The organism is Nonomuraea sp. NPDC051941, from assembly GCF_044593615.1.
The window spans coordinates 133,158-145,418 of record NZ_JBIUCF010000023.1 but is presented as its reverse complement, the minus strand read 5'-3'; the positions used below and the strand labels follow the sequence as shown (position 1 = coordinate 145,418).

The window sequence follows — 12,261 nt, the reverse complement described above, 5'->3', positions numbered from 1 at the left end:
CGCCGATGATCAAGTCAACAGAACGCATTGTCCGCGGACAACTCATTGTCCGGATTTCGCATCGACTGCTTCCGGACAAACGCCGGACCCGCCAGCCTCGAAGACGCCGGATGATCACCATCCGCCGCTGTCCTGCCGACCCCGAGTGAGGAAATCCATGACCGGTAACGTCATCACGCGACTCGCCTCGGCGACCCTGCTCGCCACCGCACTCGCCGGCCTACCGGCGCCCGCCGGCGCCGCGAGCGGCTCCACCCCCGAGCAGGTGTGCGGCAGCGGTTTCCGCAGGGTGGCGCTGGGCACCATGCCGGTGGCCGACCAGACGAACACCGTCCGGGGCCATGTCCACCTGCTCTACAACGCGTCCACCGGGGAGCACTGCGTCGTCACCAGCAAGTCCGATTTCGTGGGCACGCCCACCAGCACCACGGCGACCCTCCTCGTGAAGAACATCGCCTTCGCCGGCCCCCTCAAATACGAGGATTCGGGAAACTTCAAATACTATGCGGGGCCGGTGAAGGCGAATGCCCACGGCAAGTGCGTCAGGTTCCAGGGGACGATCAGCTCTCCCGGGTCCGCGATCCGAGCCTCCGGCGGTTGGGGATCGTTCGGCGACTGCGGCAGGCAGCCCAATCGTCAACGAGGCATCCGTTAGTGGCCATGAACGGGACGAACCCGATCACCCGCCGCCACGGACCCTCTCGATCGGGTCGTCAGCGCGGCGTATCGTCGGCGGCATGGCGACCGACCAGGGCAGGTGGCGCTGTCCGCCGCCGGGCCGTCTCCAGTCGAACTGGACGACGGCCTCGGGGAGCGGCGCATGAGCACGCCTGAGCCGCCACAGATCCCTCCAGGGCCCGTCCCGGAACCCAGACCGCCGGCTACCGGGCCTGGCTCGCCCTGTCCGGCGCGGGCCGCCCGTCCGCCTGCCGAGGCCTTCGTCGTCCGGATCAAGGCGGGCACCGTCGCGCGCAAGGGCAGGGGCAGATGGCTGGTCTGGGTCGTGACGATCTTCGTCGCGCTCGGGATCTGGTACGTGGCACAGCCTTGGTTCTCCTCATCACCGCAGCCTCCGGACGACCGGCTGACCGAGCCCCTGGACGAAGACAGCGGGTTCGCCCTGCTGCAGTTCGTCGCGTACCTCCTGTTCGGCCTGATCGTCGTTGCCCTGCTGTTCGCCCTCCAGGCCCTGTGGATGTTCCTGTTCGAGCTGGTCATGCCGCGCCGCCTGCGTATCTCGGCCGAGGGCATCGACCTCGTCCGTGGTCTGCGTCGGGTTCGCCTCGCCTGGCCGCGCATCGCCTCCGTGGAGATCGTCCCCGTCACCGGTACCAAGCCCCGCCCCGCCCTGGTCGTGCGCCCGGTGTTCGACTACACCGCCCCTGATCCCTTCGCCGGGCAGCGCCTGTCCTGGACCACCGCCCGCTCCCCGTGGCGTGACAAGGCCACCGACACCATCGGCCTGTGCTGCCTGGACGAACTCAACACCACTCCCGGCCACCTCGACGCCGCCCTGCGCCACTTCGCACCCCGGCCCGCGGCTCCCGGCCAGTGATATTCAACAGATAGTCGATTTCTTCAACCTGAGGTGGCTAAATTCGTGCCATCGCGCTGCCTCAAGCAGGAGAACTAGGATGGAGACTTATCTGTCTTGTAGATCCTTGCAACAGATCGTATAGTTCCCATCCAAACGAGCGCCGGAGAAAGGACCGATCCCCCTTGGCAGAGCCGGAGGTCGCGCTTCACCTCACACTCGCCCCCACCGCCGACACGGTCACCGTGACGGCCCGCTTCGGCGGTCTGGACGGCTCCTGCGGACGTCCCTTCCTCCAGGTGCCGAGGATCATCGCCAGCGTCAGCGGCCAGGACTACCGCGCGGAGGACGTGATCGCCCGCGACGAACGCGGCGAGTTGCATCTGACGGAGGGCACGAGCGACCCGGAAGACGTCGGCGCGCTCTTCACCGCGCGGACCTTCATCCCGGCCCGGGACACGGTCGGGGACGTCACGCTTACCTACCGCGCCGCCATCGTCCCGGCGTTCTCCCCACGGCGGCCGGGGCCGTCCTTCGACCTGCGGGGCATCGACGGCGGGTTCGCGGGCGCGTTCGCCACGTTCCTCATCCTGCCCATCGACCTGAGCGTTCGCCTGCGCCTCACCGTCGCCTGGGCGTTCGGGGACCGGGAGGCGCGGGGCTTCACCACGCGCGGGGCAGGCGACTTCACGGTGGACCTGACGATGCCCGAGGTGCTGATGACGTTCCTGATCGCCGGACCCGTGCGAACCCTCCCGGAGGAGGCGGGGACGGCGCCGTTCAACGCGTACTGGATCGGCGAGCCTCCGTTCGCCGTCGAGGACGCCATGGCCTGGTGCACCCGGGCGCACGAGGCGCTGACGGCGTTCTTCCGGGCGCCGTCTCCCGCGCCCTACCACTTCATGCTCCGGCCGCACCCCAACCGCCGCGACGGAGGCGCCGCCACGAACGACGGCTTCATGCTGGAGTACGGCACCGGCCCGCACACCGAGGCGGCCCGGCGCTACATGTTCCTCCACGAAATGGTCCATCACTTCGTCGGCACGCTCGACGGGCCGCCGGGCAGCACCTCGTGGTACAGCGAAGGGCTCGCCGAGCACTACAAGATCAAGATCGCGGCCGAGGCGAAGCTGCTGGACCGGGACGCGCACGAGGCCGAAGTGCGGACGATGACCCATGCCTACTACACCAGCCCGCGCCTCGGCCTGCCCTACGCGGAGGCCCCCGGGCGCTACTGGTCCGATTCCCACGTCCAGGGCATCGCCTACAACCGCGGGTTCATGTACTTCGCCGACCTCGACGCCCTGATCCGCGGGCGGAGCGGCGGGAGCCGGTCGCTGGACGATCTCGTTCTCGCGATGGTCGAGGACCGCCGCGCCGGCCGCCCGTACGACGAGGCGCTCTGGCGCGCGAAACTACGGGCCGAGCTGGGCGAGGCCGGCATCACGCACTTCGAGCGCATGCTCGCCGGGGACGTGATCGTGCCCCCGGACGAGGCCTTCGGAGCGGACCTGACCCGGGTCCGGCGTCGGACGGAGGTGCGCAGGCTCGGCTTCACCGACCGCTCGCTGACGAACCCGCCCCTCGTCATCGCCGGTCTCGACCCCGCCGGCCCGGCGGCTGCCGCCGGCCTTCGTGAAGGCGACGCGGTGATCTCCTTTCACGGCGCCGAGCCGTCGGTCCTGCACAGCACCGAGGCGCTGGTCCTGGAGCCGGAGGTCACGATCGTGGTCGCCCGGGAGGGCGGGCCTCAGCCGATCACCTTCGCCACCCGGGCGGGCGGCGTACCCGAGCACGTCTGGGAGCAGCGGGAGGTCGTGCGCCGCTGATCAGCTGCCGACAGCGCGCAGGCCGCTGCGCACCACCGGGTGCTCGTCGGCCGGCACGATCCTGATCATGCGGCCACTGCCGGCGTCGGGGCCGCCGCCCGCCCGTTCGGGCCGTGGCGGCGGACCTTTGGCCGTGACCGCGCCCTCGCGACCTGCCGCCAGAGCGACTCTTTCGGACCTCAACTCCGACGGACGGTCACGTGACCACCCGCTTCGGACGTTCTGGGGCGGCGGCGGGGAATGGTGGCGATCGCGGCCAGGTTCGCCACGGCGACGGCTATGGCGCCGGCCAGCAGCAGCCCCCGCGCGCCGGCCAGCCCCGCCAGCGGCGCGGCCATGGCCAGCCCGAACGGCCGGGTCGCGAACGAGATGAGCTGGTCGAACGACCGTACTCGGCCCAGCGCCGCTTCGGGGATCTCGTCGGCGATCACGGTCTCCCACAGCGGGCTGAGCACGCCGAGCCCGAACATCGCCACGAAGTACGCCCCCGCGATCACCCACGCGCTCGCCGGCAGCGCCAGGGCCGCCATCGGCAGCACGTACAGTGCCGCACCCACCTGCACGGCCACCAGCGGCCGCCGGATGGGCAGCCTCGGCGCCGCGAACACCCCCGCGACCAGCCCCACCGTGCCACATTGCACGATCAGCACCCAACTGGCCTCACCGCCCAGCTCCTTGACCGCCGCCAGCGGGCCGAGCGTGAGGAACAGCCCGGCCATGAAGTGCCACACCCCGTGGGCCAGGACCGTCGCCAGGAACCACGGCCGCCGCCGTACTTCGCCCCATCCCTCTCTCAGGTCGTTGAGAAACGTGGCGTTCTGGGCACTGGGGCGCTTGGCCGTACGTACTCCGCCCAGGGTGAGCGCCGAGCAGGCGAACAGCGCGGCCGTGAGCAGCGCGGCCCAGCCGGGGCCGGCCAGCAGCACCACGCCGCCCGCCAGGGCGGGAGCCAGCACGGCGGCCAGGCTGGTCGCGACGCCGAGCCGGGCGTTCACGCGTAGCCGCTCCGGCCCGGGCACCGCGGCCGCCACCAGCCTCGGCACCGCCGGCAGCCCGAACGCGACCGCGACACCCGCCAGCACGGCCAGCAAAGCCAGGCGAGGCACACTGGCGGCACCGGTCAGCAGCTCGATCGCGATGGCGGCCTGCGTCAAGCCGCGTACCAGGTCGGTGACCAGCGCCAATCGCTCGGGTCTGACCCTGTCGGCCACCACCCCGCCCACCGGCAGGAACACCAGCAACGGAATCGCCTCACACGCCAGCACCATGCCGACGGCCCCGGCATCACCGGTGGCACGCAGCACAGCGAGGGTGATCGTGGTCGGGATCAACGCGGTGGCCAGGGCGGACACGGCCCGGCCGATCAGCAGTCTCATGGTCCGCCAGATTATTTCGCCAGCTAATATTTCGTCAACTAAATACTCGTCGGCGTATCGTTGTTGCCTGTGGACTCAGTGGATCGCCATCTCGCCCGGTGGCGGGGCAAGGCGCCGTACGACGAGCGGGTCGAGGCGGTCGTGACGCGGATGCAGTTCCTCGTCAAGCACCTGCGCCAGACGAAGGAGGCGGCGCTGGCGCAGGTGGGGATGCAGGACTTCGAGTTCGAGACGCTGCACCGGCTGGTCGCCCATGGCGGGGCCGCGACGCCGTCCGAACTGGCGGTCGAGCTGATGCTCTCGCCCGCCGGGATGACCGGGCGGCTCGACACGCTGGAGAAGTCCGGGCTGGTACGGCGGCTGCGCAGCGCGGAGGACCGGCGGCGGGTGGACGTGGAGCTGACCGACAAGGGCCACGAGCTGTGGCTGGAGGCCATGCGGATCCGGGCGGAGGTGGAGGCGGAGATGGTCTATGTGCTGGACGCGCAGGAGCGGGAGACGCTGGACGGGCTGCTCGGCCGCCTCTTGGAGAACGTGGAGTCGAACCGCTGACCCGCACTTCCCCGCGACGTGCCGGGCCACCCCGCGCCCGGCACGTCGTCGCGCGGGTCACGGATAGGTGGTGACCGTCGAGGGGATGGTGTCGGGTCCGTAGGCCGGGGCGCCCGTGTCGTTGATGACGTGGTTGTACCGCCCCTTGCCGCCGAGGGAGACGACCAGGAGGCTGTGGAACTTCACGCCCGCCTTCACCGGGACCTCGAAGCCGTGGTCCACCTGGATGCTGGGGTCGCTGGTGAACACGCAGTAGCTGCCCAGGCCCCAACCCTCGTGGGTGTTCACCGAGGGGGCGACCTTGTAGGCGGCCCAGCCCTTGACGCTCCCGTTCATGTACGCCGCCTGGTTCGGCGGGTCGTACGGCAGCTCGTTCTGGAAGAAGATCGTCCGTCCGCGCTCGCCGGACCACTCCACGTTGTACTTCTTGAAGTGCTCCACGAACAGCCCGGTGGCCAGCACGTCGTCGCCGTACACGCGAAGGCCGTAGTCGGCGGCGTTGACGTCCCAGCCGACGCCGTCGCCGTGGTCGGCCCGCCAGATCCAGGTGTGGTCGATGACCGTGTCGTCGGCGTACACCACCACACTGGTGGTCGCCTTCCCGGCGAACTGCCCGCCGATCCGGGCGAACACGTCCTGCACGGTGATCGGATTCGCCGAGTGGTCGGTGTGGACGCCCTGGCGGCCGATCTCCAGGAGCGTCGGCGAATTGACCGGGCCGGCGTCGATCAGGAAGCCGGACAGCTTCACGCCGTCCACGTCCGCCACCCGCATGGCGGTGACGCCGTTGTCCGGCACCAGCGTCGCCAGGCCGAGGCCCATGACGATGGTGTCCGGCCTGGTCACCTCGACGGTCTGGTCGAGGTGGTAGATGCCGGGCGTGAACAGCAGGTGCAGCCCCTGCGCGACCGCCTGGTTGAGCGTGGCGGCGCCGACCCCGGGCTTGGCCACGTAGAACTGTGTGAGCGGGACCGACGTGCCGGGGGTCGGGCCGTTCGCCCAGGTCGTGCCGCTGGCGTTCGTGCGCTTGCCGGGGACGAACACTGCGGGGTCGTTCCCGTTCAGGTAGAGGTACGGCTTCTCGCGGCTCACCGGGGTGGTGTCGAGCGTGGTGTAGCGCGGCTCGGGGAAGCCGGTGGCCGGCGCGCCCTGCACGCCGGAGAACACCATGTTCCACACGCTGTTGGACCAGCCGCCGATCGAACTGTCCCGGGTGTACCACTGCTGCTGGGAGTACGACCCGACAGTGCCGTCGATCTTGCTGTCGGCGATGTAACCACCGGACGCCCAGCCGTACCCGGACGGCGCGAGGTTGAGCCCGCCGCGGATGTGCATGCGGCGGAACGGCGCGGCCTGCGCGACCGCCCACCGGTTGGTGCCGTCGTACGGCGTGACCGCGAGGTTCTCGGTGGAGCGCCAGAAGTTCTGGGTGGCGTTGCCGTTGAACCAGCCCGCGTCCACGCTCACGCCCTTGACGGTGACGTCGTCGGGGTTGCGCCCGAGGCCGTGCACGGAGGTGTAGAAGCCGGTGTTGACGTTGACGTCGTAGCTCCCGGGCTTGAACAGCAAGGCGTACCGGCCGGTGCCGAACTGGGCGGCCTCCTGCTGCTTGAAGATCTGATCGATCTGTCCCTGGATGGTCGCCGACGACATGGACGGGTCGAAGACCTTGACGTTCGGGCCGAGGTCGCCGCCGCCGGGCAGCTGCGTGCCGCCGCCCGTCACGTGCACGGCCACCTCCCACAGCGAGTAGCCGTAGCCGGTGCCGCGGGCGGTGCCGTTGATCCGCAGGTAGCGGCCCGAGCCGGTGACGTCGTAGGAGGCGGTGCCGCCGGTGCCGCCGGTCACCGTCTTCAGCACGCTCCAGGTGGTGCCGTCGGCGGACGCCTGGATGGTGAAGTCCTTGCCGTAGGCGGCCTCCCACGACAGATCGACCTTGCAGATGTCGCGCACCTCGCCCAGATCGACCTGGATCCACTGCGGGTCGCTGAACGCGCTCGACCAGCGGGTTCCGGAGGCTCCGTCGAAGGCCGCCGAGGCGGGGGTGCCGGCGCCCTCGATCGACGAGGCGGTGGCCGGCCTGTTCAGCGCGGCGTTGGCGGACTGGCAGTCGGCGAGGGCGGCAGCGCCGCCCTGGGAGATCGAGGAGGCGGACGCGGGCGTGACCACCGCGGGCGTGACCAGCAGGGCGGCCAGGATCGCGAGCCCGGCCGGGTTTGACCTGTGTCTCATGTCCTTCGCTTTCATCGGGGGTGGTGGAGCGGGTCACCGGGCGCCTCAGCTGTAGACGCCGAACTCCCACAGCGAGTAGCCGTACGCGGTGCCTCGCTGGGTGAGGTTCAGCCGGACGTACCGGGCGGAGGCGTTCAGGGGGATCTGGTCGAAACCGCCGTCGCCGGTGGTGGTGCCGTAGGCGGTGGCCCAGTCGGCGCCGTTGGCCGAGGTCTGGATCTGGTAGGCCTTGCCGTAGGCGGCCTCCCAGCCGAGCTGGACCTGCTTGAGCGCGGTGACCTGGCCGAGGTCCACAGTGATCCACTGGGGATCGGCCCACTCGCTGGCCCACCTGGTGGTGAAGCTGCCGTCGGTGGCGCGATCAGGGGTGAACGGCCCGCCGTCGCCGGTCGGCTGGAAGCTGGAGGCGGTGGTGGGCTTCCCGCGTGCCACGTTCGTCCCGTCCACGACCGGCGGGACCACGCGGAACGAGCGTTGCTCGATGCCGACGCCGCCCTGGCCGTCGTAGGCGTAGACGTAGACCTTCCACACGCCCAGCTGCTCGGGGGCGGTCACCGAGAACCGGCCCGGGCCGGTCTGGGTGAAGGAGACGTGCCGCAGTCCCCGGTTCCCGGTGACGTGCTTGTCGCTGAACATCAGGTTGTAGCGGATCGGGTCGCCGTCGGGGTCGGTGGCCGCGGCGTCCACCGTGAAGGTGCGCCCGGCGGGCACCTCGGTCTGCGAGCCGACGGTCATCGAGGTGATCCGCGGCGGGGTGTTCGCGGAGGGCTGCCCGGTGTAGGCCTGCTTCAGCGCGTGGTACCCCAGCCGCCGCCACCCTCCGGTGAGGACGTTCAGCCAGACCCCGCCGAAGTCGTTCTCCAGCCCGTAGTTGAAGGCGGTCATGCCGAGCGCCACCCCGGGATGGCCGCGGATCGCGTTCCAGCTCGCGCTGTACATGTCGCGTTTCTGCAGGTCAGTCGGCTCGGTGGGTTGCCCGTTGACGTCGTTCGCGACCTCCCACTCGCCGTCCGGGCCGGCCTCGGTGACGATGTACGGCTTGGTGTGGCCGCCCTTGGACCAGTCGTCCTTGACGCTCTTGAGTGCGCCGTAGGCGTTGACGGCGAGCAGGTCGAGCGCCGGGGAGTACGCCTTGTAGTACGGCCAGGCGCCGGTCCAGGCGTCGGTGGAGGTCACCGGGTGGTTCGGGTCGGCGGCGTGGACCGCCTCGGCCACCTCGTCGACGAACCTGGCGTAGGCCACCCGCCGCTGCTCGACGACGTCCGCGGGCAGCCCGTGGTCCTGCATGGTGAGGATGACCTCGTTGCCGACGTCCCACATCAGCACGCCCTGGCGGTTCTTCAGCGCGTTGACCCGGGCGACGATCTCGTTCTTCACGCTGGTCTTGTAGGCGGTGTCGTTCACGTAGTCGGCACCCTGGTTGAGCCAGTGACCGACGATGACCTTGATGCCGTGCCGGGCGGCGGTGTCGAGCAGCCCGGGGGTGGTGGTGTCGTCGACGCCCCAGATCCGGATCGTGTTGACGCCCATGGCGGCCAGGTCCCGCATGTACGCGTCGGCCGCTCCCTGCGGCGGGCCGTAGGTCACACCCTTGACCAGGTAGGGTGACCCGTTCACCTGCAGCTGCCAGTTGCCCTGCGAGCCGGTGACCTTCACCGTGCTCGGCCCGGCGGGAACGGGCGGGTCGGTCATGGCGGTGGGCGTCGTGCCGGTCCGCCGTTCGACCACGACGCGGTCCACGCTCAGCACGCCGCCGGAGGTGGTGGCGGCGACCGGCGTGGTGCGGCCCGCGATCGCGTCGGGCAGGGAGCCGCCGATCGCCAGGTCCAGGCGCAGGTAGAAGCCGTGGTGGACGGCGGCGTTCCAGGCTGCCACGCCGACCTGGCTCTGGCGCACCACCCAGGTCTGCCTGCCGTCGAGGTAGAAGCGGATCTCCTCGTCCGTCGTGGTGCGGTCGATGACCTGCGCGTAGTCGTGGTAGTCGCTCTGGCAGCCGCCGCAGGTGGCGAAGCCGCTGGTGCGGCCGTCGTACTCGTTGCAGGCTCCGCCGGGGGCGGTGCCGCAGTGCAGGGTGTTGGCGAGCTGGTCGCGGCCGTTGACGTCGGTCATGATGTCGGTCTCGCCGATCGACGGCCAGTTGGTGTGGTTGCCGCGGAAGGCGGCGCCGGTCGCGCGGAAGCCCGGCCAGTAGCCGAGCGCGCCGGGAACGTCGGGCTGTTTGACGCGGGCGCTGAACCTCAACATCTCCCCCGGTCTCGGCTCGAAGTCGGTGCGCTGCGTCTCGACCCGGCCCGAGGTCCAGGCGCCGGAGACGTCCCTGATCGCCTTGATGTTCAGATGGCCGGAGCCGTCGAGGGACACGTTCGCCGTTGAGGCGCTCATCGTCTCGACCTCTCCGGTGCCCCACTTCGCCGGGCCGCCCGGATACTGGGTGCCGGTGCGCAGGATCCAGTCGCCGGCGGCGGGGGAAGTGCCGGCCGGGCCGGTGAAGTCGTCCTTCCACACCTCCGTCCAGTCGTCTCCCGAAGGTCCGCCGGTCTGGCCGTAGACCTGGAACTCCCACAGGGAGTAGCCGTAGCCGGTGCCGCGCGCCGTACCGTGCATGCGCACGTACCGGCCGCTGCCGGTGACGGCGAGGGTCTGCGTGCCGCCGGTGCCGGCGGCGGTCTGGTAGACGTCGGTCCAGTTCGTGCCGTCGGGCGAGGTCTGGAGGGTGAACGCCTTGCCGTACGCGGTCTCCCAGATCAGGACGACCTTGCTGATCGTCGCCGGGGCGCCGAGGTCGACCTGCAGCCATTGGGGGTCGCTGAACGAGCTCGACCACCGGCTGGCGGTGTCGCCGTCGACGGCGGCCGCGGCGGCGTAGGCGGCCCCCTCCGACGAGGACGCCGTCGCCGGCTTCCCCTGTGACAGCAGGGTGTCGGCCGCGGAGGCGGGGCCGGGCCAGGCCAGGCCGGAAAGGAGCAGCCCCACCAGGGTGACGACGACCAGGGCCGGTCGCGACAAGCCGGGACTTCGAGCTGGACGCACTGTCTCTCCTCCGAACATGGGGGGTGGTCGCCGCATCGGCGACAGGGGGAGAGCGCTCTCCGTACCGGCGAGAGTGCCCGGCAAATCGGACCCAGTCAAGGCCCATTTCCCGCGATCTGGAAATCCGCCGCTCACCCGCACGAAACATCCAACTCGAATTCACGCAGGTCGTGGCTTTGAGCGGATGCCGACGTGTCGGCCGGGTGAACTTCTCCTTCCGATCGGAGTCATCGCGCCTTGACAAGTGCGACCCGGCGTACGACTCTCGTTGGAGAGCGCTCTCCTTGCCGGTCCGACGGTTCCCCCCAAGGAGAGATCATGAAATCCTCCCGAAGACCCGCCAGGCTCAACCTGGCCCTGCTCGCCGGCGCGCTGGCCACGGTCGTCGCCGCCGCGCTGGTCATGATCGCGCCGGCCCGCGCGGCGGACGCCCTGCTCTCGCAAGGCCGCGTCGTCACCGCCTCCTCGGTGGAGGGAGCGGGATACGGCCCCGGGGCCGCCGTCGACGGCGACACCGCGACCCGCTGGTCCAGCCTCGCGGCCGACCCGCAGTGGCTGCAGGTCGACCTCGGCGGTCCGGCGACCATCTCCCAGGTCCTGCTGGTCTGGGAGGGCGCCTACGGCAAGGCGTTCAAGATCCAGACCTCGCCCGACGGGCAGAGCTGGAGCGATGTCTACTCCACCACGTTCGGCACCGGCGGCAGCCAGACCCTCCAGGTGTCCGGCACCGGCCGGTACGTGCGGATGTACGGCACGGCGCGCGGCACCGGCTACGGCTACTCACTGTGGGAGTTCAAGGTGTACGGCGCCGGAGGCGACGGGACCACACCCAGGCCGAGGCCGACCTTCACCGACGAGGTGACGCACCACGAATTCCAGGCCAACTGCTCCTGGACGGCCAACCGTCCCGACGACCCCATCGTCTACCCCGGCCTTCCCGGCGCGTCCCACATGCACACCTTCGTCGGGAACAGGACGACGAACGCCGCCAGCACGGCGACCTCGCTGCTCGCCGGCGGCACGTCCTGCACCAACCCGCACGACCGGTCCGCGTACTGGTTCCCCAGCTTCTACAAGGGCGACCAGTTGATCCAGCCGGCCGGGAACCAGGTCATCTACTACAAGTCCGGGATCCTGGAGTACTGGCGGGTCCAGCCGTTCCCGCAGGGGCTGCGCTTCGTCGTGGGCAGCCCGACGGCGACACTGGAGCAGTTCCGTGACTCCCCTGGCGCGGTCGAGGGCTTCGAGTGCGGGGACATCTCACACAGCTGGGACATCCCGCAGTCGTGCGCGGCGGGTACCCAGGTGAACGTCCGGTACCAGGCGCCGAGCTGCTGGGACGGCGTCCACCTCGACAGCGCCGACCACAAGAGCCACATGGCCTACCCGGCCGGCGGCTACTGCCCGGCCAGCCACCCGGTCGCGGTGCCGATGCTGGAGTTCAAGATCGCCTTCCCCGCCGGCGGCGACCTGTCGCAGGCGCGGCTGGCCAGCGGGCGCGGTTACACCTGGCACTACGACTTCTTCAACGCCTGGGACGACCCCGCCATCCTGGACGCGCTGGTGACGCACTGCATCAACGGCGGCCTGCAGTGCGACCCGCGGGGATACGACCAGTACAAGCCGCACCGCGGCGCCGCCCTCACCGAGAACTTCGAGCTGCCCTGACCCCTGCCCGGCCCACCCGGGAACATGATCACCGTGTCGG

General features: G+C 70.3%; 9 protein-coding genes. 5 read left to right on the top strand and 4 right to left on the bottom strand.

All coding sequences use genetic code 11. The features are described from left to right. Nucleotides 1-157 precede the first annotated feature (157 nt). The 3 genes from ACIHFD_RS34510 (at nt 158) to ACIHFD_RS34500 (ending at nt 3,363) form a co-directional block, all read left to right on the top strand. Entirely contained in the window at nt 158-655 is a 498-nt protein-coding gene (locus ACIHFD_RS34510; protein ID WP_397370496.1) for a hypothetical protein, read from the top strand. Nucleotides 656-820: 165 nt separating this feature from the next. Then, nucleotides 821-1,555 carry a hypothetical protein gene (locus ACIHFD_RS34505; protein WP_397370495.1) on the top strand — a complete coding sequence of 245 codons (735 nt, stop codon included), beginning with the start codon at nt 821-823 and terminating at the stop codon, nt 1,553-1,555. 164 nt (nt 1,556-1,719) lie between these two features. After that, nucleotides 1,720-3,363 (top strand): hypothetical protein, encoded by a 1,644-nt coding sequence (locus ACIHFD_RS34500; RefSeq protein WP_397370494.1) that lies wholly within the window; start codon nt 1,720-1,722, stop codon nt 3,361-3,363. Here ACIHFD_RS34500 and ACIHFD_RS34495 read toward each other — a convergent pair whose 3' ends face one another. Together ACIHFD_RS34495 and ACIHFD_RS34490 are read right to left on the bottom strand one after the other, a co-directional pair. Then, the gene (locus tag ACIHFD_RS34495; RefSeq protein ID WP_397370493.1) at nt 3,364-3,546 is read right to left on the bottom strand and encodes a hypothetical protein; all 183 of its coding nucleotides are present in this window, start codon (nt 3,544-3,546) and stop codon (nt 3,364-3,366) included. Beyond that, on the bottom strand, nt 3,543-4,739 hold the full coding sequence (locus ACIHFD_RS34490; protein WP_397370492.1) for an MFS transporter: 1,197 nt from the start codon (nt 4,737-4,739) through the stop codon (nt 3,543-3,545). The genes ACIHFD_RS34495 and ACIHFD_RS34490 overlap by 4 nt, the downstream gene beginning before the upstream one ends. Nucleotides 4,740-4,808: 69 nt before the next feature. On the opposite strand from ACIHFD_RS34490, the gene ACIHFD_RS34485 reads away from it, so the two are divergent. After that, nucleotides 4,809-5,291 carry a MarR family winged helix-turn-helix transcriptional regulator gene (locus ACIHFD_RS34485; protein WP_397370491.1) on the top strand — a complete coding sequence of 161 codons (483 nt, stop codon included), beginning with the start codon at nt 4,809-4,811 and terminating at the stop codon, nt 5,289-5,291. Between the two features lie 57 nt (nt 5,292-5,348). On the opposite strand, the gene ACIHFD_RS34480 is transcribed toward ACIHFD_RS34485, so the two are convergent. Together ACIHFD_RS34480 and ACIHFD_RS34475 are read right to left on the bottom strand one after the other, a co-directional pair. Continuing rightward, on the bottom strand, nt 5,349-7,523 hold the full coding sequence (locus ACIHFD_RS34480; protein ID WP_397370490.1) for a discoidin domain-containing protein: 2,175 nt from the start codon (nt 7,521-7,523) through the stop codon (nt 5,349-5,351). Nucleotides 7,524-7,568: 45 nt separating this feature from the next. After that, nucleotides 7,569-10,529, bottom strand: coding sequence for a discoidin domain-containing protein (locus ACIHFD_RS34475; RefSeq protein ID WP_397370489.1), 2,961 nt, complete (start codon nt 10,527-10,529; stop codon nt 7,569-7,571). 342 nt (nt 10,530-10,871) lie between these two features. Between ACIHFD_RS34475 and ACIHFD_RS34470 the strand changes: the two genes are divergently transcribed. Beyond that, on the top strand, nt 10,872-12,221 hold the full coding sequence (locus ACIHFD_RS34470; RefSeq protein ID WP_397370488.1) for a DUF1996 domain-containing protein: 1,350 nt from the start codon (nt 10,872-10,874) through the stop codon (nt 12,219-12,221). Nucleotides 12,222-12,261 lie beyond the last annotated feature (40 nt).

What these genes read in the sequence shown, in the direction of transcription:
- ACIHFD_RS34480 (WP_397370490.1), bottom strand. Translation starts at nt 7,523, where the DNA reads ATGAGACACAGGTCAAACCCGGCCGGGCTCGCGATCCTGGCCGCCCTG.
- ACIHFD_RS34505 (WP_397370495.1), top strand. Translation starts at nt 821, where the DNA reads ATGAGCACGCCTGAGCCGCCACAGATCCCTCCAGGGCCCGTCCCGGAA.
- ACIHFD_RS34510 (WP_397370496.1), top strand. Translation starts at nt 158, where the DNA reads ATGACCGGTAACGTCATCACGCGACTCGCCTCGGCGACCCTGCTCGCC.
- ACIHFD_RS34490 (WP_397370492.1), bottom strand. Translation starts at nt 4,739, where the DNA reads ATGAGACTGCTGATCGGCCGGGCCGTGTCCGCCCTGGCCACCGCGTTG.
- ACIHFD_RS34470 (WP_397370488.1), top strand. Translation starts at nt 10,872, where the DNA reads ATGAAATCCTCCCGAAGACCCGCCAGGCTCAACCTGGCCCTGCTCGCC.